This window comes from Pectobacterium sp. A5351, from assembly GCF_028335745.1.
Classification (GTDB): Bacteria; Pseudomonadota; Gammaproteobacteria; order Enterobacterales; family Enterobacteriaceae; genus Pectobacterium.
On record NZ_CP116477.1, the window covers coordinates 2,356,546 to 2,378,636 of the forward strand.

Here is a 22,091-nt window from a genome sequence, read left to right on the forward strand (position 1 = left end):
TAATATTGCCACCATGCCATGATTCTTCAAAGTGAATCATGGCATGTTATCAGACAAACTTTTTCCCAACAGCTCAAGAATATACACGGCAGGAACCTGACTGGTTACATTGAAATCATTATTTATTAGCTTCAAAGGAAGGTGGTATGAAATATTAAGATCCGTTATTTTAGATAGCGATGAATTCTGACTACTGCTAACTGATAACAGTTTACAACCATTCTCTTTATATCTAGTAGCAAGTTTAAGTACATCAGGTGTCTCTCCTGAAACTGACAAGAAAATGGCTACCTCATTAACATAGTTTTTATCTGCAACCGGATACCATGGATCATCAATAAAGTGACTTGATTTTCCTAAATTAGAAAACATTCTAGCACCATATCTCGCTATCCCCCCTGACGAACCCACACCAACAAATATGACATGATTTGCTTCGCGCAAAAAATTCGCCATATTTTTAAACGTAAGATCGAAAAGTCGATACTGAATCATTCTGAAAAAATAAATTATTTCTTTCATATCATCATTTTCAGACATTTCTTTTACTTTTTTCAAATGATTCGCAAGACTTAATTTAAACTCATTATAACCCTGAAAATTCATTTTATAGCAAAAATTAAGAACCACTGTGGAAGATATATTACACTCTCTTGATAAATCCCTGACGCTCATATAAATAACCTTATCATAATTCCTAATAATATACTCATAAACACGCATTTCATTATCATTAAGTGAATTATGCGATGTTGCAATAAACATCGATTGCAGGTCACTGATTTGGTTTTCCCATTCTATCATTATCACTCTCCTTTTCCTTACGTTAAGGAACATAGAATACTCGCGATTGATCTCTGATAACGTGAACCTAACCACGATCTACAAGACTCCCGAGAGAACTGAGCCACATCCTGTAGTAATACCCCCATTCTTGACGGAGGCCATAAGCAGAATTACGCAGCACGCAACACACGCTATTTTGGAGTGTATCCACCCAATGCCATATTCGACCTTTCTTGATTATAAAATCACTGCCATTCTGTTGCGTTTTTCCTAGTTGAATAAAATTGAGAGCAATCTTATTTTTTCCACCCATTTAAATAACTCACCACTGGTATATTCCGGACCGTTGTCACAGCATATCGAAACCACTTTACCACGCCACTCTATCAGACGCTCCAGCGTTTGCTTTTGGCACTTGTTACCGGACAGCGTAGAGAGGATATTGCCGCGATTAAATTCAGCGATATTGTTGGTGATCGGCTATTCGCCGAACAGGGTAAAACAGGAAATAAAATCGCGATCCCGTTCAATCTAACAATCGATACCATAGGGTTGCGTCTGGGTGATGTCATTGAGCAATGCCGCAATACGGATTACATGATTAGTGTCGGTATTAGAAAAAATAGCCCTCATGGGGCTGTAGAGCTCAATGGGCTAACAAAGGGATTTGTTAAAGCAAGAAAGGCATCGGGGATTGAATTAGATGAGAGGCCGCCAACGTTCCATGAGATAAGAAGTTTGGCAGGCAGGCTGTATGAAAAAGAGCGCGGAAAGGAATTTGCTCAAAAGTTACTGGGTCACAAATCAGCAAAAATGACGGAGAAATACCTGGATACGCGAGGGAAAGATTACGTCTATTTATAAAAGACCGTATATCGAATTTCGTGGATTTTTCGTGTATTTTCGTGTATTTTCGTGTATTTTCGTGTATCTAAAAATAAATGATTATAAATCAACAAGATAAAAAAAGACTGAATACGATTCCTGTATTCAGTCTAGGGAAATGGCTCTTGGGAGAGCCGTGCGCTAAAAGTTGGCATTTATACAAGCTGTACTAGCCTTGTAGATTTAAGTTTAGTCAACTCCTCCACGTTTTCCAGCCTCAACCTACTCGCAATTATCACAAATGGAACAGATTTCACACTTTGCTTTAACTATTAAGAAGTAAATAATTAACATTAATAGGTAAATCAATGACTTCATGGTTTCGCATCTGATTGGCACAGTTGCTCTGCACGCTCGATAAATGGCTGAAGACTTTTCTTCTTGCCAGGATGTTTCGGATCGTCCAGCCAGATAGCGTCTATCGGCTGTGCACTCACCTGTCCAGACTTCATTTGCGCAATGGCAACATCGTTTAGCGGATATTGCATCAGCGTCCCCGTATGTAAAGCGTACAGCGCATTACCAGGGCGGCAGATCAGTTGAACTTCTTCACGCGTGAAAGCCCAACGATCGCCGTATTCCAACCGGCTGATATTTGCCAGTTTGGCGGCAGCAAAAGCATTCACAGAAAGTGAGGTAAGCACGATAGATAGCAAAAATTTCTTCATCATGGTATTCCCGACATGGCGTATTCAGACAATGATGTGTGTGAGTTTTGCAGCCTTATCCAAATCAGAGAAAGACAGCGTCAAACCTTATAAAACAGAATGTTGTATATCACTACTGAGGCGATCATAGCGATAGAGGAAGATGAAGTCGAGCGTGACATCAGGAATAACACTGACAGCAAGATACCGGCAGGAAGGCCGTTCAGGAGGGGAAAATCGCGGGATAAAGAGGAACGGTATCCCGCATCATTCAAATCATTATTGGCCGACAGAAGCGTCGCTTGTCGTTAGGCAGAGGGCGCAGCCGCAGACATTTTTTTCAGGTCCTGATCGATGAAGAACAGGCCGCCTTCGCTGGCTTTGACCAACGCCAGTTTGTCCAAAATGGAACGGAACAGTTTCTCTTCTTCATGCTGTTCAGCAACGTACCATTGCAAGAAGTTAAATGTAGAGTAATCCTGCAACGCCATCGCCGCATGCGCCAGCTCATTAATTTTTGCTGTAATCAACTGTTCGTGTTCATAGGTCAGCTTGAAGACATCAGCCAGTGAATCGAAATCAATGGGTGGTGCGGCAATCGCGCCTAATATAGGCAGGCTTCCCGTGTCGTCCAGATAGTCAAACAGGCGCTGCATATGTTGCATTTCTTCCTGAGAATGCGTTTTCAGGAAACTGGATGCACCTTCAAAACCTTTGTCACCGCACCATGCGCTCATCTGCAGATACAAATTTGCGGAATAAAACTCCAGATTAAGTTGCTCATTCAGCTTCTGAATCATTTCTTTTTTTAACATATTAACTCCCTATTTTCCCGGCAGGTGAAATTATTCAGGGCATTATGCCTGAAAAAATAAAATAAAAAACACTTTATTAACATTGCAATCAGATAAATAAAATAAATAATAAAAACAATGAATTGCAAATTAAGTTATTGATATTTATTATCATTAAGTCTGAAGGTTAATATATTATTGCGAATCGTTTTTATTATCAAAAATAACAACCACGCTTTATATCACTTATGAAAACCCTGTATTAAAAATGATTCCCATTTCGTAATGAGAATAATAAACATCCACATAACAAGGTGAACACTTGCCATTTTTCTGTCGCTACTTTACCGTGGCGCACATGAGTCTGTGATCAATCGGCAGGAGAAAATGGTATGGGATATAATCTGGCAGAATTGTCCAAAGAAGAGATGGATAAAGTTAACGTGGATTTGGCGGCATCAGGCGTTGCCTTCAAAGAGCGTTACAATATGCCGGTCATTCCAGAGGCCGTTGAGAGGGAACAGCCCGAGCACCTGCGTAACTATTTTCGTGAACGCGTAATGTTTTATCGCCAGCGCTCACTTCAGTTCTCGCGTTTACCCTACGAACCCAAGGCTAAATAGCCTTACCTCCCCGTTCCTGTCTATGCCGTCTGTACCGTGGAAACCATCCCTTTCCACGGTTTACATTCTTACACAGCAAAAACAATTTTCTACTTGCATCTCAGCCCGCACAGGAGGTTAATGGAGTAGCAACCTAACCTTTTATCTAAGCGAGGCAAGAGATGAGTAAAGGACTGGATAGCAAAAAGAACAGCAAGAAAAAACCGCTGAAAACGGCCGCCGAAAAGCGGGCTGACAAAAGAGCGAAGAAAACGCAGGCTGATATTACCTAGGTATTGATAACCTCAGTTTTGATAACCGAAGTAATGCGCCGAGCCAATCGGGTAAACCCGAAAATGGGTTTACCCTCATAGCTATGTTTTATCCCTTATCCGCGATCGCCCTCAGGCATCTCAAGCACCATCAGCAGAAAAGCATATTCCAACGCAATATCATCATAGCGTTTGAAACGACCAGATTTTCCGCCGTGTCCGGCGTCCATGTCGGTGTACAGCAGCACCAGACGATCGTCCGTTTTGACTTCCCGCAATTTCGCCACCCACTTCGCAGGTTCCCAATACTGCACCTGAGAATCGTGCAGTCCAGTATTCACCAGCAAATGTGGGTAATGCTGTGCGATAACACCGTCATAGGGGCTGTATTGTTTGATATAGTCATAGTAGATTTGCTCATTCGGATCGCCCCACTCGTCATACTCGCCGGTCGTCAATGGGATAGACTCATCCAGCATCGTCGTCAGCACATCAACGAATGGAACCTGAGCGACAACACCTTTAAACAGTTCAGGCGCCATATTCACCACCGCGCCCATCAATAATCCACCGGCACTGCCTCCCATTGCGAACATGTTCTTCCTGTCGCCATAACCTTTTTCTATCAATGCCTGCGACACATCGATGAAATCCGTGAAGGAATGCATTTTATTGAGCAACCGACCATCGTCATACCACTGTTGCCCCAGTTCACCACCGCCACGAATGTGCGTTAAGGCGAAGACAAACCCCCTGTCCAGCAGGCTCAAGCGACTCACGCTGAAATCAGGATCCAGACTATGGCTATAAGCGCCGTAGCCGTAGACCAGTATCGGGTTCTTACCGGGGCTGAAATGATCGCGATGGTAAACAAGAGAAACGGGAACCTCGACGCCATCTCGAACCGTGATCCACACGCGTTCGCTCTGGTAATTGTCCGAAGAGAAGTCTTTCACTTCAGCTTGTTTAAGTAACCGTTGTTCGCCCGTATCCAGATTCAATTCATACTGCGTGCTTGGAGTGGTCATTGATGAATAGCCATACCGCATCAATGCCGTGTCTGGCGTAGGATTGTACGACAGCCATGTCACATAGCTTGCATCATTAAAGGCGATCGTTTTTTCTTCCTGCGTATGCCAGTGAATCTGGCGTAAGCTGGTCAAGCCGCGCTCTCTTTCTTCAACCACCAGCCAGTCTCGAAACAGCTCAAAACCTTCCAGCACGCGACTTTCGCTCGGTGCAATCAGTGTTTCCAGCGTTTGCTCATCGGGCTTATCAGCGCGGTAAAGGCCAAAGTTTTTTCCTTCTCGGTTGGAGCGCAGATAAAACTTGCCTTGATAGTGATCGATGCCATATTCATGATCTTTCCGGCGTGGGATGCAGACCTGCGGCACGGCATCCGGCCGCGTCGCATCGAGCAATAACACTTCCGTCGTCGTGGTGCTGCTGAGATAAATGGTGATGTAGTGCTCTGATGTCGTTTTACTCAGGCTGACATAATAGGTGTCGTCTTTCTCTTCATAGACCAGCTCATCCTGTGCCGGATCGCTCCCCAGACGATGACGATAGACCTGATACGGCAATAGCGTTTGCTCATGCTTGCGCACGTAATACAGAACCGTCGAATCCGCTGCCCATTCCGCTCCCGCCGTGACATTTTCGATCACATCCGGCAACCACTCACCACTGTTCAGATCGCGAAAACGAAGCGTGTACTGCCGACGGGATAAAAAATCCTCCGAGAGTGCCAATAGCCTATTGTCGGGACTAACTTCAAGCGCGCCCAGGCTATAAAATTCGTGCCCTTCCGCTCGTTGATTCCCGTCCATCAGCGTGTCCCACACGTCTGTTGCCTGCTCAGGCTGACGCAAATAGATGGCGTACTCTTTGCCAGGCTCATAGCGACTTTGATAGCGATAACCCTTTCTGACATACGGCACAGACATATCCGTCGACGGGATACGCTTAACCATTTCGTCATACAATGACCGTTTGCGCGCCTCATGAGGTGCCATGACAGCGTCGCTATAGGCGTTTTCCTGTTCCAGATAGGCCAGCACCTGCGGATCGGCACGCTGGTCATCACGCAGCCAGTAATAATTGTCGATACGCGTATCGCCATGCATGCTCATCACATGAGGGCGTTTTTCAGCTTGCGGTGTTTTCATCGCGTCGGATCTCGTTGTCTTACCATAAAATTTTAACTCTACAAGAAGAGTGGCACGATTGATCGGCAATGCCAAGACACGCCCTTATCACTTGGTGCGCTTTTGCGCACCGCATTCCAATGCATGCCCTCTTTAATGCGCACGCAAACGTTTTCGTTTATACTGCGGCCATTTTTCACAACCCGATCAGGTATAAGGTTATGTTAACGATTGGAACCGCCCTGCGAGCGGATGCCACACGAGTGATGTTGCTTGGCTCCGGTGAATTAGGCAAAGAAGTGGCGATTGAATGTCAGCGTCTGGGTATCGAAGTGATTGCGGTCGATCGCTATGCCGATGCCCCGGCCATGCAGGTTGCGCATCGCAGCCACGTCATCAATATGTTGGATGGCGATGCATTAAAAGCGTTGGTTGAAGCCGAGCGTCCTGATTACATCGTGCCGGAAATTGAAGCCATCGCCACCGACATGCTGGTAACACTGGAAAAGCAGGGTCACCATGTTGTTCCTTGTGCTGAAGCCACGCGCCTGACAATGAATCGTGAAGGTATCCGTCGTCTGGCGGCTGAAACACTCGGCGTGCCCACTTCCACCTACCGTTTTGCCGACAACGAAGAGAACTTTCGTCAGGCGGTAGATGCGATTGGCTATCCCTGTATTGTTAAGCCGGTCATGAGTTCATCTGGCAAAGGGCAAAGCCTGATTCGCTCCGCGGAGCAGTTAGATCAGGCGTGGAGCTACGCCCAACAGGGGGGACGAGCAGGCGGCGGGCGCGTCATCGTGGAAGGACTGGTTAATTTTGATTTTGAGATCACTTTGCTAACCATCCATGCGGTTGACGGTATTCATTTCTGTGCGCCTATCGGGCATCGTCAGGAAGATGGCGACTATCGTGAGTCCTGGCAGCCGCAGCAGATGAGTGCGCTGGCGCAAGAGCGCGCGCAAAAGATGGCCAGCGATGTCGTGAAAGCGCTCGGTGGCTACGGCCTATTCGGCGTTGAACTGTTCGTTTGCGGCGATGAAGTCATCTTCAGCGAAGTCTCCCCTCGCCCGCACGATACCGGCATGGTGACGATGATTTCTCAGGACTTGTCCGAGTTTGCCCTGCACGTCCGCGCTTTTCTGTGTTTGCCAATTGGCGCGGTTCGCCAATACGGCGCATCGGCTTCCGCTGTGATTTTACCAGAACTGGAAAGCAACAACGTGCGCTATCAGGGGCTGGAAAGCGCGCTACTCCCTCACACGCAAATTCGCCTGTTTGGTAAGCCGGATATCAGCGGTAAACGTCGCATGGGCGTAGCATTAGCCAGCGCAGAAACCACGGACGATGCGGTGGCAATCGCCAAACGTGTCGCTGCGACTGTAAAAGTCAGCGGCTGATAGGCTACTGCCAATAGGGTGACGGACAAGGATGTCCGTCATAAAAAAGGCCACTCGTAGTGAGTGGCCTTCGTCATTCAGTCACGAGCATACTTAGGCTTTTGCACCTGCAACGGCTTCACGCGCCAGTTCGGTAATACGCGCGTAATCACCGCTTTCCAGCGCATCGTTCGGCACCAGCCATGAACCCCCTACGCACAGCACGCTTTTCAGCGCCAGATAGTCGCGGTAGTTATTTGGCGTAATGCCACCGGTCGGGCAGAAACGGATCTGAGCAAACGGACCCGCGATCGCCTGGAGCGCTTTCACACCGCCGTTAGCTTCCGCAGGGAAGAATTTGAACTCACTCAGACCGTAATCCATACCCAGCATCAGTTCAGACACGGTGCTGATACCTGGAATCAACGGGATGTTGCCTGCGGTCGCCGCTTTCAGCAACGGTTCAGTCAAACCAGGGCTGATGGCGAACTGGGCACCGGCTTCCACTACGGCCGCCAGTTGCTCAGGGTTTGTTACCGTACCCGCACCCACAATGGCTTCCGGCACTTCTTTCGCAATCGCGCGGATCGCGTCGATGGCGCAGTCGGTACGCAATGTCAGTTCCAGAACGCGAACGCCGCCCGCGACTAACGCTTTTGCCATCGGCACCGCGTGTTCCAGTTTGTTGACGACAATAACAGGAACAACGGGACCCGTTGTCAAAATCTGTTCCGCGCTCGTTTTCCAGTTTTTCATCAAAAGTTATCTCCAGTCATGCCCGAAGGCATCATTAATTATATAGCGCGCCCCTGCCACAGGGATCTGCGTCGCCACAGATGTCCGACCGCACCGTTAGCCATACATTAAAAACTGCGGGATGCCGAGCAATCTCGGTATCCCCATTACTGACGTATTATCAAAAAATTATTCAAACTCATTCCATGAACGGCCATCGCGGGTAATCATCGCCACGGATGCCACTGGCCCCCAACTTCCCGCCTGATACGGTTTCGGCGCATCATTGTCCATCGCCCATGCATCCATGATGGAATCCACCCATTTCCAGGCTTCTTCCACCTCATCACGACGGACGAACAATGCCTGGATACCACGCATGGTTTCCAGCAGCAGGCGCTCATAGGCATCGGCCAAATGCTGCTGATTAAAGGTTTCCGAGAAGCTCAGATCCAGCTTCACCGTTTGCAGGCGGTGCTTGTGCTCTAGCCCCGGGATTTTATTCAGAATCTGGATTTCAACCCCTTCATCCGGCTGTAAGCGAATGATCAACTTGTTCTGCGGCAATTGCTGGTAAGAATCATGGAACAGGTTCAGCGCAGGGTTCTTAAAGTACACCACGACTTCCGAGCATTTCGTCGGCAGACGTTTACCGGTACGCAGATAGAACGGCACGCCAGACCAGCGCCAGTCATCAATATCGACACGAATCGCGACAAAGGTTTCTGTGCTGCTGCTTTTGTTCGCGCCTTCTTCTTCCAGATAGCCCGGCACTTTGTGTCCCTGAACAAAACCGGACGTATATTGGCCGCGTACCGTCGTTTCATGCACGTTGGAACGATCGATACGACGCAGTGAACGCAGCACTTTCACTTTTTCATCACGGATACGGTCGGTCGTCAGGTCAGATGGCGGCGACATCGCAATCATCGTCAGAATCTGTAACAGATGGTTCTGGATCATGTCGCGCATCTGGCCAGCTTTATCAAAATAGCCCCAGCGCCCTTCAATCCCGACTTCTTCAGCTACCGTAATCTGCACATGGTCGATCGTCCGGTTATCCCAGTTTGAGGAGAACAGCGAATTGGCAAAACGCAGCGCCAGCAGATTCAGTACGGTTTCTTTCCCCAGATAGTGGTCGATACGATAAACCTGGCACTCGTTGAAGTATTCCGCGACCTGATCGTTAATGACGCGAGAAGACGCCAGATCGGTACCCAGCGGCTTTTCCATCACCACGCGCGCCGGTTCTTTATTCAGCCCTGCGGTTCCCAGACCTTTGCAGATCGCGCCGAATGTGCTCGGCGGCATCGCAAAATAATTGATAGTGGTGCGGTTTTTCTGGTCAAGCATCTTGCCCAGCTTGTTGAACGCTTTCGTGTCTTCCACATCAAGATTGCAGAAATCCAGCCGACTGCTTAGCGTTTCCCACAACTTGTCGTCGATGGCTTCTTTCATAAAGGTGTCAAGCGCTTCGCGCACGACGCGGGTATACTCCGCTTTATCCCAATCGGCACGGCCCACCCCGATAATTTTGGTGTCCGCATGGATGTGGCCTGCTTTTTCCAACTGGTACAGGGAAGGCAGCAATTTACGGCGCGCCAGATCGCCCTTGGCACCGAAAATAACCAGATCGCACGCTTGGGCTGTTGAAGTTACCGCCATGTTCATCTCCTCGTTGCAGGATGCTGTAATTTTATTACAGCGATAATGTACTCTTTTTGACTACAGCCAGTAAACCCATCATAAAAATGCCAAATAATGGTCGCTATTGGCTGAAAACCACACATAAGTCGGTCTGTGCAGCGGCTGAAATCACTTAGTCATTCGCCCTAAAGCGAAATTTTTCGTCGTTTCTGACAGTCGATTACTTTTCTGAAAGTTAGACACATGTCATGTTCTGGCAAAAAAAGGACTCAACTTAGTGTATTGCCCTCTGCCAACCACTACAGGGTCGTAGTATATTTTCACGACTTGCATTTTTTCACGTAATGCATGCCAGTTGTACCTTTAGTTGAAATTGGAAAAAACTTACATGGCCCTTGTCGTATGAATATGCTGGAAAAAATCCAGAGTCACCTAGAACTCTTGAGCAAATCGGAAAGAAAAGTTGCTGAAGTGATCCTGAGCACTCCGCAAACAGCCATTCACTCCAGCATCGCGACCTTAGCCAAAATGGCCGATGTTAGCGAGCCGACGGTCAATCGTTTCTGTCGCCGCCTTGAAACGAAAGGTTTTCCCGATTTTAAACTACATCTGGCACAAAGTCTGGCAAACGGTACACCCTATGTGAACCGTAACGTTGAAGAAGATGACAGCGTTGACGCCTACACCAGTAAAATCTTTGAATCCACAATGGCTGGCCTAGAAAAGGTGAAATCCAGTCTGGATGTCACCGCCGTCAACCGCGCCGTGGATTTACTGACGCAGGCGAAAAAAATCTCTTTCTTCGGCCTGGGCGCTTCCGCCGCAGTCGCACACGATGCGATGAACAAATTTTTCCGCTTCAACATCCCCGTCGTTTATTTTGATGACATCGTTATGCAGCGCATGAGCTGTATGAACTCCAGCGACGGCGACGTCGTGGTATTGATTTCCCACACGGGCAGAACGAAAAGCTTGGTCGAAATGGCGCAGCTGGCACGCGAAAACGACGCGACAGTGATCGCGATTACCTCGGACGGCACGCCGCTGGCGCGTGAAGCCTCGTTGGCTCTGCGGCTTGATGTGCCTGAAGATACCGATGTCTATATGCCGATGGTGTCCCGCATCGCTCAGTTGACGCTAATCGACGTTCTGGCAACCGGGTTCACACTGCGCCGTGGGGAAAAATTTCGTGATAACCTGAAACGGGTCAAAGAGGCCTTGCGTGAATCGCGCTTTGATAAAGACGAGCGATTGATTAACCCCTTCAGGTGATAGATAAGTTTTACATTGTGCTTTGTTTTTTAGTTATATTTTATACCCTAAATAATTCGAGTTTCAGGAAGGCGGCAAGCGAGGGAGTCCCGATGAGCTTACTCAAGTAAGTGATTCGGGTGACTGATAAATATGCCTTTGGCAGGTTTGAACGCTGCTTGCAGCGGCCCCTACGGGGCAAGGTACACGTAAGTGTGCCGAGTAGCGCAGCCAACGCACATGCAACTTGAAGTATGACGGGTAATGAAAATGAGCGGTATCATCTACCCGCTTCATCTTTATATGGTCACAAATGACGGACATGGAAAGATGACGGGGATTACCTGTACAGTATGATAATCAGACTCAACACGATGTTCGGATAACGCAGGTGAAATAGTTTTGTTGTAAAGTGACATTTTGCACCGTTATTCGACGCTTAATCGCAACACTACAGCTTCACAAGTGAACGGAGTTATACATGTCCAGACGGCTCAGAAGAACCAAGATTGTCACCACCCTAGGGCCCGCTACCGACCGCGATAATAATCTCGAAAAGATTATCAGTGCGGGCGCTAACGTAGTACGTATGAATTTTTCTCACGGCACACCAGAAGATCATCTATTACGTGCCAACAAAGTTCGTGAAATTGCGGCTAAATTGGGCCGCCACGTTGCCATTCTTGGCGATCTACAGGGTCCAAAAATTCGTGTTTCTACCTTCAAAGAAGGTAAAATTTTCCTGAGTGTCGGCGACAAATTCTTGCTGGATGCCAATTTAGCGAAAGGCGAAGGCGATAAAGAAAAAGTTGGGATCGATTACAAAGGCTTGCCGAGCGACGTCGTACCTGGCGATATCCTGTTACTGGATGATGGTCGTGTACAACTGAAAGTGCTTCAGGTTGAAGGCCTGAAAGTGTATACCGAAGTCACCGTTGGCGGTCCGCTGTCTAACAACAAAGGCATCAACAAACTCGGCGGCGGTCTGTCTGCCGAAGCGCTGACGGAAAAAGATAAAGCCGACATTATTACTGCCGCAAAGATTGGCGTCGACTATCTGGCTGTCTCTTTCCCCCGTACCGGTGAAGACCTCAACTACGCACGCCGCCTCGCGCGCGATGCGGGCTGTCACGCCAAGATCGTATCAAAAGTTGAACGTGCTGAAGCCGTCTGCTCAGACGCTGCGATGGATGACATTATTCTGGCTTCCGATGTGGTGATGGTAGCAAGGGGCGATCTGGGCGTTGAAATCGGTGACCCAGAGCTGGTGGGCATTCAGAAGAAATTGATTCGTCGCGCCCGTCAGTTGAACCGTGCGGTCATTACCGCCACACAGATGATGGAATCGATGATCACCAACCCGATGCCAACGCGTGCAGAGGTGATGGACGTCGCCAACGCCGTGCTAGACGGCACTGATGCAGTCATGCTGTCGGCAGAAACCGCTGCGGGTCAGTACCCGGCTGAAACCGTCGCCGCCATGGCGAAAGTCTGCTTAGGCGCGGAGAAAATCCCAAGCATCAACGTTTCCAAACACCGTCTTGATGTGCAGTTTGATAACACGGAAGAATCCGTCGCGATGTCTGCGATGTATGCCGCCAATCACCTGAAAGGGGTGACGGCGCTGATCGCTATGACGGAGTCAGGCCGTACCGCGCTGATGATGTCTCGTATCAGTTCTGGATTACCGATTTTTGCCATGTCTCGTCATGAGCAAACACTGAACCTGACGGCATTATATCGTGGCGTTACCCCCGTGCATTTCGATAGCTACACGGATGGCGTGGCGGCCGCTAACGATGCGGTGATTCGTCTGCGCGATAAAGGGTTCCTGATGTCAGGGGATCTGGTTATCGTCACACAGGGCGACATCATGGGTACCGTCGGCACGACCAACACGATCCGGATCCTGCGCGTGGAATAATCGTTACCATAACCGTCTGCTAGCAGGCAGGCGGTTCATTCCAGCAAAAAGCCGGACGATTTCTCGCCCGGCTTTTTTATCTATGCGGCCAGTGAGTAAGGGCAGCCAACGCACAAGCAGCTTGAAGTATGACGGGTATAAGCTAGTTGCGATATAAATCATCCCGACAGTACGGTTCAATCTCACCCGGCTTGCGGGTTTTCAACAGCTTCAGAATCCAGGTGTACTGTTCAGGATTCGGCCTGACCAGAATTTCCACCTCTTCATTCATGCGGCGTGCAATATATACGTCATCCGCCTCTGCCAAATCATCCATCGGCGGGCGAATATATACATCCAGGCAGCCGTCTTTCGCGTTATATACCGGGAACAGCGGGATGATATCAGCGCGGCATACTTTCATCAGCCGTCCGACAGCAGGCAGTGTTGCCTTATAAGTCGCAAAGAAATCAACGAATTCGCTGTGTTCAGGGCCATGATCCTGATCGGGCAGGTAATAGCCCCAGCACCCGGAACGCACGGAACTGATAAACGGCTTAATACCGTCGTTACGCGCATGGATACGACCACCAAAGCGACGGCGTAACCGATTCCACCAGTAATCCACCAGCGCATTCTTCTGGTTGTGGAACATCGCCGCCATACGCTGACCACGCGAAGTCAGCAGCATCGCCGGAATATCAACGCCCCAACCGTGCGGAACCAGAAAAATCACGTTTTTCTCTTGTTCTTTAATACGATCCAGAATGTCTTCACCGTGCCAACGCACATATTTCTCGATTTTCTTTGGGTTACGAATCCCGACTTCCACCATCATGATCATCGACTGAGGTGCCGTCGCAAACATGTCATCGATGATGGCTTCCCGCTGCGCTTCCGTTAATTCCGGCATACAATACAGCAGGTTTATACGGGCACGGCGGCGTGCGCCTTTTGATATTTTCCCGACAAAACGCCCCAACCCACCCAGCACCGGATTTCTTAATCGCGCAGGAATATAGGCGGCGAGTGCCATTACGCCAACACCTAACCAAACGCCCCAATAGCGCGGATGAAAAAAAGCGCGTTGAAACTGGGGAATAAATTCAGCGTTCGATTTTTTCTCTTTTTCCATGCCTAAACTCTTTAGATCAATCAGTAAACATCATCATAATTGCCGTTCAGCGTTTAGCAAACTCACCAGCCATTACGCAAAAACACGCTTACTCGACAACAAAAATCAGGAACCACTACTCTACAAATGAAAATGCCGGCAGCAAACCACCGGCATAACATACAGTCAAAATTCAAGTTGCGTAAAGGCGGCCAACGCACCAACAACTTAGAATATGACAGATATAATTAATCAAACTTAAGCTGCGGTACCACTTCTTTCACCTGCGCCAGATAATCACGACGCTCTTTGCCCGCAAGTCCTTCAGAACGCGGCAGTTTAGCCGTTAGCGGGTTTACTGCCTGCTGGTTGATCCAGAACTCATAATGCAGGTGCGGGCCGGTTGAACGCCCGGTGTTGCCAGACAATCCTATACGATCGCCACGTTTCACTTTCTGACCGGATGTCACCAATATACGATTCAAGTGCATAAAGTGAGTTGTGTACTGACGACCATGACGGATGACGACATAGTTACCCGCCGCGCCACTGCGTTTCGCAATCACGACTTCACCGTCTCCGACGGCCAGAACCGGTGTACCAACTGGCATAGCAAAATCGACACCTTTATGAGGCGCAACGCGCCCTGTCACCGGGTTCAAACGGCGCGGATTAAAGTTGGATGAAACACGGAATTGTTTCATCGTAGGGAAGCGCATAAAGCCACGCGTTAACCCAGAACCTTCACGATCATAGAACTTTCCGTCTTCAGCGCGAATGGCGTAATAATCTTTGCCTCCGGTATTCAAACGAACGCCGATCAGCTCACTCTGTTCACTTTTACCATCGAGTATTTCGCGTGACATCAAAACAGAAAACGTGTCGTCCTTGCGTAACTTACGGAAATCCAGTTGCCATTGCAGCGCTTTGATGACGTCACGCACTTCTGCGCTGGTCAAACCGGCATTTTGCGCACTGCTGACAAAACTACCCGTGACTCGGCCATTCAGAACGCTGTTGCGCCACTCGCCTTTCAGCGTTTCAATGCGTTCTTTGAAATCGTCACCGACGCGCTCATAAATGCGCGTTTCACGGCGAGACATCTGCCAGGTCAGGCTTTGCAGGTCACCATTTTCACCCAGTGACCATGAAATTTGCTGACCAATTTTCAGGTTACGCAAATCTTTATTCTGATCGGCGAGCTGAGTAACGTCCGCCATATCGATACCATATTGCGTCAAAATGCTGCTTAAGGTATCGCCCGTAGACACCACATATTCATGCGAACTGCCTTCATCGGCAACTTTATCATCCAACTCATCTTGTGGAATATCGTCATCTGGCGAGGGCTGGTCTATGGGTTCACTGGCTTCTGGCGTCAGCGTACGGAGTGGGCTGGTTTCCAGATCGATATCTTTCACGATCATAGGGGCATCATCGACGTGGGGATAAACAAAAGGCCGCCAAACAGCAACGGCCAATGTCACAACGGTAAGCGACCCCAGCATGACGCGATGGGGGCGAGGTAAGCTGTTATACGCCAGAGCGATAGTTCGGACTATCTGCTGCACTTATTCGTATCCTCATGATTTTTCCTCCAGACAGCTCACATACTGGTTCGATAACTGCAACAAGAAATCGGCATAGCTATCTCTACCCAGTGCAATATTGCTTCCCAATGGATCGAGCACACCCGAGCGCACGTCGGTTCCCTTGGCAACAGCATTAATAACGGCTGGCCTGAATTGTGGTTCAGCAAAAACGCATACGGCTTTCTGCTCAACCAACTGTGTTCGTATTTGATGTAAACGCTGTGCTCCAGGTTGGATTTCGGGGTTAACCGTGAAGTAACCCAAGGGGCTTAATCCGTAGTGTTTCTCAAAATAGCCATAGGCATCATGGAACACGAAATAGCCTTTACCCTGCACAGGCGCTAGCATCTTAACAATTTTTTCATCTGCTTGCGCGATTTTATCCGTGAAATAAAGCAGATTCGCGTCTAGTTTGTCCTTATTCTGAGGCATAAGTTCCAATAATTTTGCATGAATGGCAATTGCCGCCTGTTTTGTCATCTCCGGCGACAGCCAAATGTGCATATTGAACTCGCTATGATGGTGGCCATCGTCGCCGTCATCATGGGCGGTATGGCTGTGATCGTGGCCTTTTTCATGGTCATCATGCGCCTGTTCATGCTCACTCTCATGATCGTGCCCAGCCGCTTTTTCCAGTTCGGACTTAATGGCAGGCAACGCGGAAAGTGCAATCTGCTTTGCGGGTGGAATTTTCGCTAACGGCTTTCCAAGGAAGGCTTCCATTTCCGGCCCAACCCAAATCACCAAATCTGCGGACTGTAAACGCTGGACATCAGACGGGCGCAAGGCATAATCGTGGGGCGATGCACCATCCGGTAATAAAACCTCCGATGGCGTTACGCCATCGGCAATCGCCGACGCAATGAATCCTAACGGACGAATTGACGTAATGACCGCCGCGGATGCTGCGCTGATTGACATCCCGCTCGCGAGTAGCGCGCTGGCAAAAAGAACACTTTTTAACCATTTTTTTTGCTGAATAGGTTTTTTTTGTTGAATAGGTTGTTGCATGAAAGTCGATCCCATCGATTTTTATCGTACCGAACGTTACAATATAACATCACATGAGTTATGCAAACCGAATTATATGTCCACATTGGTATCACTTAATAATATTTCCGTTACATTTGGCAGCCGAAAGGTCTTGTCAGATATTTCTCTTACCTTGCAGGCAGGTCGAATTCTGACGCTGCTGGGGCCGAATGGCGCAGGGAAATCAACACTGGTACGCGTCGTTCTGGGGCTACTCTCCCCCACCTCCGGCTCGCTGGTCCGGGATCACGCACTGCGTATCGGCTATGTTCCACAGAAACTGCATCTGGATACCACGCTGCCGTTGACCGTCAGCCGCTTTATGCAACTGCGCCCCGGCGTGAAAAAGCAGGATATTTTACCAGCCCTTAAGCGCGTACAGGCGGCTCACCTGCTAGAACAACCAATGCAGAAACTTTCCGGCGGCGAAACCCAACGCGTGCTGTTAGCGCGCGCACTACTCAATCAGCCCCAGCTTCTGGTGCTGGATGAGCCGACGCAGGGTGTCGACGTCAATGGGCAACTGGCGCTGTACGATCTCATCAACCAACTACGGCAGGAATTCCACTGCGGTGTGCTGATGGTCTCACACGATCTGCATCTGGTGATGGCGAAAACGGATGAAGTTCTGTGCCTTAATCAGCATGTTTGCTGCTCCGGCACGCCTGAGGTTGTTTCCCTTCATCCTGAATTTTTAGCGATGTTTGGCCACCGCGGCGTAGAGCAATTGGCGATTTATCGCCACCATCATAATCATCGTCACGATCTACAGGGACGTATCATTCTGAAAAGACAAGGTGGAAACGACGCATGATCGAATTGCTGTTTCCCGGTTGGCTGGCGGGGATATTACTGGCTATTGCGGCAGGTCCGCTGGGTTCGTTCGTCGTCTGGCGGCGAATGTCTTATTTCGGCGATACGCTGGCACACGCCTCCTTACTTGGCGTCGCTTTCGGCCTGCTGCTAAACATTAACCTGTTTGCTGCCGTCATCGCCGTGACACTCATTCTGGCTCTGGGGCTTGTCTGGCTGGAGCGGCGTCCCTATCTGGCCGTCGATACCTTACTCGGCATCATGGCACACAGTGCCTTGTCGCTGGGATTGGTTGTGGTTAGCCTGATGAATAACGTGCGCGTGGATCTGATGGCTTACCTGTTTGGTGATTTGCTCTCCGTCACGACAGAGGATCTGTGGGTCATCGCTGGCGGTGTGATTGTCGTTGTGGCCATTATGCGCTGGCAATGGTGCCCGCTGCTTTCGATGACGATTAGCCCGGAACTGGCGCACGTCGACGGCGTGAAGCTACAGCGCACCAAGCTGCTGTTGATGCTAACCACTGCGCTAACAATTGGTATTGCCATGAAATTTGTTGGTGCGCTGATCATTACGTCACTGCTGATTATTCCCGCCGCCAGCGCCAGACGCTTCGCGCGGACACCAGAACAAATGGCAAGTATCGCAATGATTGTTGGCATGATTGCCGTGACGGGTGGTTTGGCCTTCTCGGCTGGCTACAATACGCCGGCCGGGCCATCAGTGGTGTTGTGCGCATCGCTGCTGTTTATTATCAGCCTGCTGAAGCGCCAGCCTGCTTGACCAGACACCTAAACCCGTGAAATAAACCTTGCGGAAAAGCAAGGCACGAGAAACAAACGTATCAACACGCCACCCGATGCGTTCAGCGTTTAGCAATGGGGGAGCCTGGCTCTAATCACATAAACTCAGGGAGACCGTATGGTTTCCCTGAATGTGAACAATGTGGAAAAACGTGCTCGAATGACGCTACTCCTCGCGCGTTAAGCCAAAGTGCCGATAGGCATGCTGTGTCGCTATCCGACCGCGCGGCGTACGCTGAATGAACCCTTGCTGAATCAGAAACGGTTCCAACACGTCTTCAATGGTTTCACGTTCTTCGCCAATCGCTGCCGCTAAGTTATCCAGCCCAACGGGGCCGCCCATGAATTTATCGATAATCGCCAACAGCAGCTTACGGTCCATATAGTCAAAGCCTTCGGTGTCCACCGCCAGCATATCCAGCGCCTGTGTCGCCACATCACCGGTAATCGCCCCTTCCGACTTAACTTCGGAAAAATCGCGTACCCGGCGTAATAGCCGGTTGGCAATACGCGGCGTGCCGCGAGCACGACGGGCCACTTCAAGGGAACCTTCCTGCGTCAGATCCAGCCCCAGACACTGTGCGCTGCGGCCAACGATATACTGTAAATCCGCCACATTATAAAACTCCAGACGCTGCACAATGCCGAAACGATCGCGCAACGGCGAGGTTAACGAACCTGCACGCGTCGTTGCACCAATCAGCGTAAAAGGCGGTAAATCGAGTTTGATCGAACGGGCAGCAGGTCCTTCACCGATCATGATATCCAACTGATAATCTTCCATCGCCGGATACAGCACTTCTTCCACAACGGGCGACAGACGATGAATTTCATCGATGAACAGCACATCATGCGGTTCGAGATTAGTCAGCAGTGCTGCGAGGTCGCCGGCTTTTTCCAGCACCGGGCCTGACGTTGTGCGCATATTCACGCCCATTTCATTGGCGACAATATTCGCCAGCGTCGTTTTACCCAGACCGGGAGGACCAAAAATGAGCAGATGATCCAGCGCATCCCCGCGTTTGCGGGCGGCTTGAATGAAAATTTCCATCTGCTCACGCACCTGCGGCTGGCCCACATATTCTTTCAGCAGCTTAGGGCGCATCGCTCGGTCGAGAAATTCTTCTTCGGGAATAGCGTCAGCGGAAATTAAACGATCGGCTTCTATCATGAATACCTCACAGCGCCGCGCGCAGTGCATCCCTGATTAGAGTTTCACAGTCAGCGTCGGGACGCGCAATCTTGGAAATCATGCGGCTGGCTTCCTGTGGTTTATAGCCCAGCGCAACCAGTGCTGCTGCGGCTTCCGCTTCAGGATCGCTAACACGGCTGTCTGCGGCAGCGGGTGACGCCAGCGGAATATCGCTGACCGGATTAAACAGATCGCCGCTCAAGCCTTTGAAGCGATCTTTCATTTCAACAACCAGTCTTTCCGCCGTTTTCTTACCGACGCCAGGGAGTTTAACCAGCGCACCGATTTCTTCGCGTTCAACCGCGCTGACAAACTGCGTCGCAGACATCCCGGAGAGAATCGCCAGCGCCAGCTTTGGCCCAACGCCATTCACTTTGATCAGTTCACGGAACAGCGCCCTCTCCTGCTTATCATTAAAACCGAACAGCAGTTGCGCATCTTCGCGGACAACGAAATGGGTAAAAATAATCGCTTCCTGATTGAGCTCAGGGAGTTCGTAAAAGCACGTCATCGGCATATGGACTTCGTAACCCACGCCGTTAGCTTCTATCAGCACCTGCGGCGGCTGTTTTTCCAGGATAATGCCTCTGAGACGACCTATCACGTTGCGCTTCCTTTTACTTAGGGAATGAATGGCTTGAAGTATGACGAGTATATAACATAAAAAAGGCTGGATGAATATCCAGCCTCCTGTTTCAGCGCAGTCGTCCTGCCAGCGGATTCGCTTTCGCCGCCGATGTGCGCAGCAGACTTTGACTAAAGTGGCAATGGGTGATGGCAATAGCCAGCGCGTCGGCGGCATCCGCCTGTGGACTGGCCGACAATTTCAGCAGCGAGCGAACCATATGCTGCACCTGCTTTTTATCCGCCGCCCCCGTCCCTACCACGGTTTGTTTAACCAAACGCGCGGCGTACTCAAACACGGGCAGATCCTGATTCACCCCCGCGACAATAGCCACACCGCGCGCCTGCCCCAGTTTCAAGGCTGAATCTGGGTTTTTCGCCATGAAAACCTGCTCAATCGCCATACAGTCTGGGCGAAATTGCGTGATGATTTCACTCACGCCTGCGTAAATCAGCTTCAGTCGCGTGGGCATATCATCCACCACAGTACGGATACAGCCGCTGCCGAGATACGTCAGATGACGCCCCTGCTGACGGATAATGCCATAGCCCGTCACGCGCGAACCGGGGTCGATGCCGACTATTATTGTCATAGTGCTACGATCGCTCCGCCGATTCGCCCGTGTAGGTAGTCGCTTCTATTCTGCATTACCGACCTGCCATTACAGCAGTTCAGCCACCTCATCGGAGATATCACCGTTGTGGTAAACCTCCTGCACATCGTCGCAATCTTCCAGCATGTCGATCAGACGCATCAGCTTCGGTGCCGTTTCCTCATCCATATCCGCCTTGGTGGACGGAATCATCGATACTTCAGCCGATTCTGCTTTCAGACCCGCTGCATCCAGCGCGTCTTTCACGTTACCGAACGTTTCCCACGGCGTGAAGACGTCAATCGCACCGTCGTCGTACGTCACAACATCGTCCGCGCCCGCTTCCAGCGCCGCATCCATCACCGCATCTTCATCCAGACCTGGCGCGTAAGAAATAACGCCTTTCTTGGTGAAAAGGTACGAAACGGAACCATCAGTCCCCAGGTTACCACCGGTTTTTGTAAACGCATGGCGTACTTCGGAAACGGTACGGTTACGGTTATCACTCAGGCACTCCACCATGACAGCCGTGCCGCCCGGGCCGTAACCTTCATAAATGATGGTTTCCATGTTGGCATCTTCGTCACCGCCGACGCCACGGGCAATCGCGCGGTTCAGGGTATCGCGCGTCATGTTGTTGGACAGTGCTTTATCGATCGCGGCGCGCAGACGTGGGTTAGAACCCGGATCGCCACCGCCCAGACGGGCTGCGGTAACCAGTTCGCGGATAATCTTGGTAAAGATTTTACCGCGTTTGGCGTCCTGTGCTGCTTTACGATGCTTTGTGTTCGCCCACTTACTATGACCTGCCATAAAAATCTCCGAAAAAAGCCTGTTCAGGCCGGATAAATAACAAATTCCTCAATCGCCTGCCGGTTGCTCCAGGACTTGGTCAACTGTGCCGCGTGGGGCACATCCAACCACTGGTAGGCAAGATGCTCGGATAATTGCACCTCGCGCTCAGCAGGTAACGCCAGACAAAACCAGTGTTCGGTATTGTGTGTTACTCCCGGCGCATAGCGACGTCTCAAATGAGCAAATAGCTCAAACTCAATACAGCGCTGACAGTCAAAGAGTGATAACGCTTCTGCGGATATATCAATGTTAACTTCTTCTTTGACTTCACGCTGTGCGGCATACGGTGCACTTTCCCCTTCTTCTATACTGCCGGTTACCGACTGCCAGAATTCAGGATCGTCACGCCGCTGCAACATCAGCACCCGCCCGGTGTCACGGGCATAGATCACCACCAGAACCGAAACGGGTCGCTTATATACCAT

General features: G+C 49.9%; 20 protein-coding genes and 1 pseudogene. 7 read left to right on the plus strand and 14 right to left on the minus strand.

All coding sequences use genetic code 11. The annotated features are described in order from the left end of the window. Positions 1-36: 36 nt before the first annotated feature. Complete coding sequence (locus O1Q74_RS11030; RefSeq protein WP_271873023.1) at positions 37-804, minus strand: MurR/RpiR family transcriptional regulator; 768 nt, start codon at positions 802-804, stop codon at positions 37-39. Positions 805-1,194: 390 nt separating this feature from the next. On the opposite strand from O1Q74_RS11030, the pseudogene O1Q74_RS11035 reads away from it, so the two are divergent. Continuing rightward, positions 1,195-1,650, plus strand: a pseudogene (locus O1Q74_RS11035) (tyrosine-type recombinase/integrase); the annotation flags it as partial. A gap of 335 nt (positions 1,651-1,985) precedes the next feature. Here O1Q74_RS11035 and O1Q74_RS11040 read toward each other — a convergent pair. Together O1Q74_RS11040 and ftnA are read right to left on the minus strand one after the other, a co-directional pair. Continuing rightward, entirely contained in the window at positions 1,986-2,342 is a 357-nt protein-coding gene (locus O1Q74_RS11040) for a YebY family protein (protein WP_271873026.1), read from the minus strand. A 284-nt stretch (positions 2,343-2,626) separates the two neighbouring features. Beyond that, a complete protein-coding gene (ftnA, locus tag O1Q74_RS11045; protein WP_271873029.1) occupies positions 2,627-3,133 on the minus strand; it encodes a non-heme ferritin in 507 nt (168 codons plus the stop codon). A gap of 371 nt (positions 3,134-3,504) precedes the next feature. Between ftnA and O1Q74_RS11050 the strand changes: the two genes are divergently transcribed. After that, the gene (locus tag O1Q74_RS11050) at positions 3,505-3,735 is read left to right on the plus strand and encodes a DNA polymerase III subunit theta (protein ID WP_271873031.1); all 231 of its coding nucleotides are present in this window, start codon (positions 3,505-3,507) and stop codon (positions 3,733-3,735) included. Positions 3,736-4,102: 367 nt separating this feature from the next. On the opposite strand, the gene O1Q74_RS11055 is transcribed toward O1Q74_RS11050, so the two are convergent. Beyond that, entirely contained in the window at positions 4,103-6,154 is a 2,052-nt protein-coding gene (locus tag O1Q74_RS11055) for a S9 family peptidase (protein ID WP_271873032.1), read from the minus strand. A gap of 200 nt (positions 6,155-6,354) precedes the next feature. Here O1Q74_RS11055 and purT point away from each other — a divergent pair, with 200 nt between their 5' ends. Further along, positions 6,355-7,533: a formate-dependent phosphoribosylglycinamide formyltransferase gene (gene purT / locus O1Q74_RS11060; RefSeq protein ID WP_271873034.1), complete on the plus strand. Its 1,179-nt coding sequence runs from the start codon at positions 6,355-6,357 to the stop codon at positions 7,531-7,533. 93 nt (positions 7,534-7,626) lie between these two features. Here purT and O1Q74_RS11065 read toward each other — a convergent pair whose 3' ends face one another. Together O1Q74_RS11065 and zwf are read right to left on the minus strand one after the other, a co-directional pair. Then, complete coding sequence (locus O1Q74_RS11065) at positions 7,627-8,268, minus strand: bifunctional 4-hydroxy-2-oxoglutarate aldolase/2-dehydro-3-deoxy-phosphogluconate aldolase (RefSeq protein WP_271873037.1); 642 nt, start codon at positions 8,266-8,268, stop codon at positions 7,627-7,629. 168 nt (positions 8,269-8,436) lie between these two features. Next, positions 8,437-9,912 carry a glucose-6-phosphate dehydrogenase gene (zwf, locus tag O1Q74_RS11070; RefSeq protein ID WP_271873039.1) on the minus strand — a complete coding sequence of 492 codons (1,476 nt, stop codon included), beginning with the start codon at positions 9,910-9,912 and terminating at the stop codon, positions 8,437-8,439. Between the two features lie 384 nt (positions 9,913-10,296). On the opposite strand from zwf, the gene O1Q74_RS11075 reads away from it, so the two are divergent. Both O1Q74_RS11075 and pyk read left to right on the plus strand, forming a co-directional pair. Continuing rightward, positions 10,297-11,166 (plus strand): MurR/RpiR family transcriptional regulator, encoded by an 870-nt coding sequence (locus tag O1Q74_RS11075; protein ID WP_271873041.1) that lies wholly within the window; start codon positions 10,297-10,299, stop codon positions 11,164-11,166. A 460-nt stretch (positions 11,167-11,626) separates the two neighbouring features. Further along, on the plus strand, positions 11,627-13,069 hold the full coding sequence (gene pyk, locus O1Q74_RS11080) for a pyruvate kinase (RefSeq protein WP_271873043.1): 1,443 nt from the start codon (positions 11,627-11,629) through the stop codon (positions 13,067-13,069). A gap of 142 nt (positions 13,070-13,211) precedes the next feature. On the opposite strand, the gene lpxM is transcribed toward pyk, so the two are convergent. From lpxM to znuA, 3 genes are all read right to left on the minus strand, one after another. Then, positions 13,212-14,183, minus strand: coding sequence for a lauroyl-Kdo(2)-lipid IV(A) myristoyltransferase (gene lpxM / locus O1Q74_RS11085; protein WP_271873045.1), 972 nt, complete (start codon positions 14,181-14,183; stop codon positions 13,212-13,214). 227 nt (positions 14,184-14,410) lie between these two features. Next, the gene (gene mepM, locus O1Q74_RS11090) at positions 14,411-15,733 is read right to left on the minus strand and encodes a murein DD-endopeptidase MepM (protein ID WP_271873047.1); all 1,323 of its coding nucleotides are present in this window, start codon (positions 15,731-15,733) and stop codon (positions 14,411-14,413) included. Between the two features lie 12 nt (positions 15,734-15,745). Then, a complete protein-coding gene (gene znuA, locus O1Q74_RS11095) occupies positions 15,746-16,765 on the minus strand; it encodes a zinc ABC transporter substrate-binding protein ZnuA (RefSeq protein WP_271873049.1) in 1,020 nt (339 codons plus the stop codon). Positions 16,766-16,841: 76 nt separating this feature from the next. On the opposite strand from znuA, the gene znuC reads away from it, so the two are divergent. Together znuC and znuB are read left to right on the plus strand one after the other, a co-directional pair. Continuing rightward, positions 16,842-17,600 (plus strand): zinc ABC transporter ATP-binding protein ZnuC, encoded by a 759-nt coding sequence (gene znuC, locus O1Q74_RS11100; protein WP_271873052.1) that lies wholly within the window; start codon positions 16,842-16,844, stop codon positions 17,598-17,600. Further along, positions 17,597-18,382: a zinc ABC transporter permease subunit ZnuB gene (znuB, locus tag O1Q74_RS11105; protein WP_271873054.1), complete on the plus strand. Its 786-nt coding sequence runs from the start codon at positions 17,597-17,599 to the stop codon at positions 18,380-18,382. Before znuC ends, znuB begins: the two co-directional genes overlap by 4 nt. A gap of 186 nt (positions 18,383-18,568) precedes the next feature. Here znuB and ruvB read toward each other — a convergent pair whose 3' ends face one another. The 5 genes from ruvB to nudB all read right to left on the minus strand — a co-directional run bounded on the left by ruvB (position 18,569) and on the right by nudB (position 22,091). Continuing rightward, positions 18,569-19,573, minus strand: a complete 1,005-nt coding sequence (gene ruvB / locus O1Q74_RS11110; protein ID WP_271873056.1) for a Holliday junction branch migration DNA helicase RuvB — start codon at positions 19,571-19,573, stop codon at positions 18,569-18,571. Positions 19,574-19,580: 7 nt separating this feature from the next. Then, the gene (gene ruvA / locus O1Q74_RS11115) at positions 19,581-20,198 is read right to left on the minus strand and encodes a Holliday junction branch migration protein RuvA (RefSeq protein WP_271873058.1); all 618 of its coding nucleotides are present in this window, start codon (positions 20,196-20,198) and stop codon (positions 19,581-19,583) included. A 91-nt stretch (positions 20,199-20,289) separates the two neighbouring features. Then, the gene (gene ruvC, locus O1Q74_RS11120) at positions 20,290-20,811 is read right to left on the minus strand and encodes a crossover junction endodeoxyribonuclease RuvC (protein ID WP_225087902.1); all 522 of its coding nucleotides are present in this window, start codon (positions 20,809-20,811) and stop codon (positions 20,290-20,292) included. Positions 20,812-20,880: 69 nt separating this feature from the next. Beyond that, on the minus strand, positions 20,881-21,624 hold the full coding sequence (locus O1Q74_RS11125; protein WP_271873061.1) for a YebC/PmpR family DNA-binding transcriptional regulator: 744 nt from the start codon (positions 21,622-21,624) through the stop codon (positions 20,881-20,883). Positions 21,625-21,647: 23 nt separating this feature from the next. Further along, positions 21,648-22,091: a dihydroneopterin triphosphate diphosphatase gene (nudB, locus tag O1Q74_RS11130; protein WP_010275904.1), complete on the minus strand. Its 444-nt coding sequence runs from the start codon at positions 22,089-22,091 to the stop codon at positions 21,648-21,650.

Bases quoted from the DNA above. Each gene is read 5' to 3' on its own strand.
- purT (WP_271873034.1), top strand. From the start codon at position 6,355: ATGTTAACGATTGGAACCGCCCTGCGAGCGGATGCCACACGAGTGATG.
- O1Q74_RS11040 (WP_271873026.1), bottom strand. From the start codon at position 2,342: ATGATGAAGAAATTTTTGCTATCTATCGTGCTTACCTCACTTTCTGTG.
- lpxM (WP_271873045.1), bottom strand. From the start codon at position 14,183: ATGGAAAAAGAGAAAAAATCGAACGCTGAATTTATTCCCCAGTTTCAA.
- znuA (WP_271873049.1), bottom strand. From the start codon at position 16,765: ATGCAACAACCTATTCAACAAAAAAAACCTATTCAGCAAAAAAAATGG.
- ftnA (WP_271873029.1), bottom strand. From the start codon at position 3,133: ATGTTAAAAAAAGAAATGATTCAGAAGCTGAATGAGCAACTTAATCTG.
- O1Q74_RS11065 (WP_271873037.1), bottom strand. From the start codon at position 8,268: ATGAAAAACTGGAAAACGAGCGCGGAACAGATTTTGACAACGGGTCCC.
- O1Q74_RS11050 (WP_271873031.1), top strand. From the start codon at position 3,505: ATGGGATATAATCTGGCAGAATTGTCCAAAGAAGAGATGGATAAAGTT.
- O1Q74_RS11125 (WP_271873061.1), bottom strand. From the start codon at position 21,624: ATGGCAGGTCATAGTAAGTGGGCGAACACAAAGCATCGTAAAGCAGCA.
- znuB (WP_271873054.1), top strand. From the start codon at position 17,597: ATGATCGAATTGCTGTTTCCCGGTTGGCTGGCGGGGATATTACTGGCT.
- pyk (WP_271873043.1), top strand. From the start codon at position 11,627: ATGTCCAGACGGCTCAGAAGAACCAAGATTGTCACCACCCTAGGGCCC.
- O1Q74_RS11075 (WP_271873041.1), top strand. From the start codon at position 10,297: ATGAATATGCTGGAAAAAATCCAGAGTCACCTAGAACTCTTGAGCAAA.
- ruvB (WP_271873056.1), bottom strand. From the start codon at position 19,573: ATGATAGAAGCCGATCGTTTAATTTCCGCTGACGCTATTCCCGAAGAA.
- O1Q74_RS11030 (WP_271873023.1), bottom strand. From the start codon at position 804: ATGATAGAATGGGAAAACCAAATCAGTGACCTGCAATCGATGTTTATT.
- znuC (WP_271873052.1), top strand. From the start codon at position 16,842: ATGTCCACATTGGTATCACTTAATAATATTTCCGTTACATTTGGCAGC.
- zwf (WP_271873039.1), bottom strand. From the start codon at position 9,912: ATGGCGGTAACTTCAACAGCCCAAGCGTGCGATCTGGTTATTTTCGGT.
- ruvC (WP_225087902.1), bottom strand. From the start codon at position 20,811: ATGACAATAATAGTCGGCATCGACCCCGGTTCGCGCGTGACGGGCTAT.
- O1Q74_RS11055 (WP_271873032.1), bottom strand. From the start codon at position 6,154: ATGAAAACACCGCAAGCTGAAAAACGCCCTCATGTGATGAGCATGCAT.
- nudB (WP_010275904.1), bottom strand. From the start codon at position 22,091: ATGGTATATAAGCGACCCGTTTCGGTTCTGGTGGTGATCTATGCCCGT.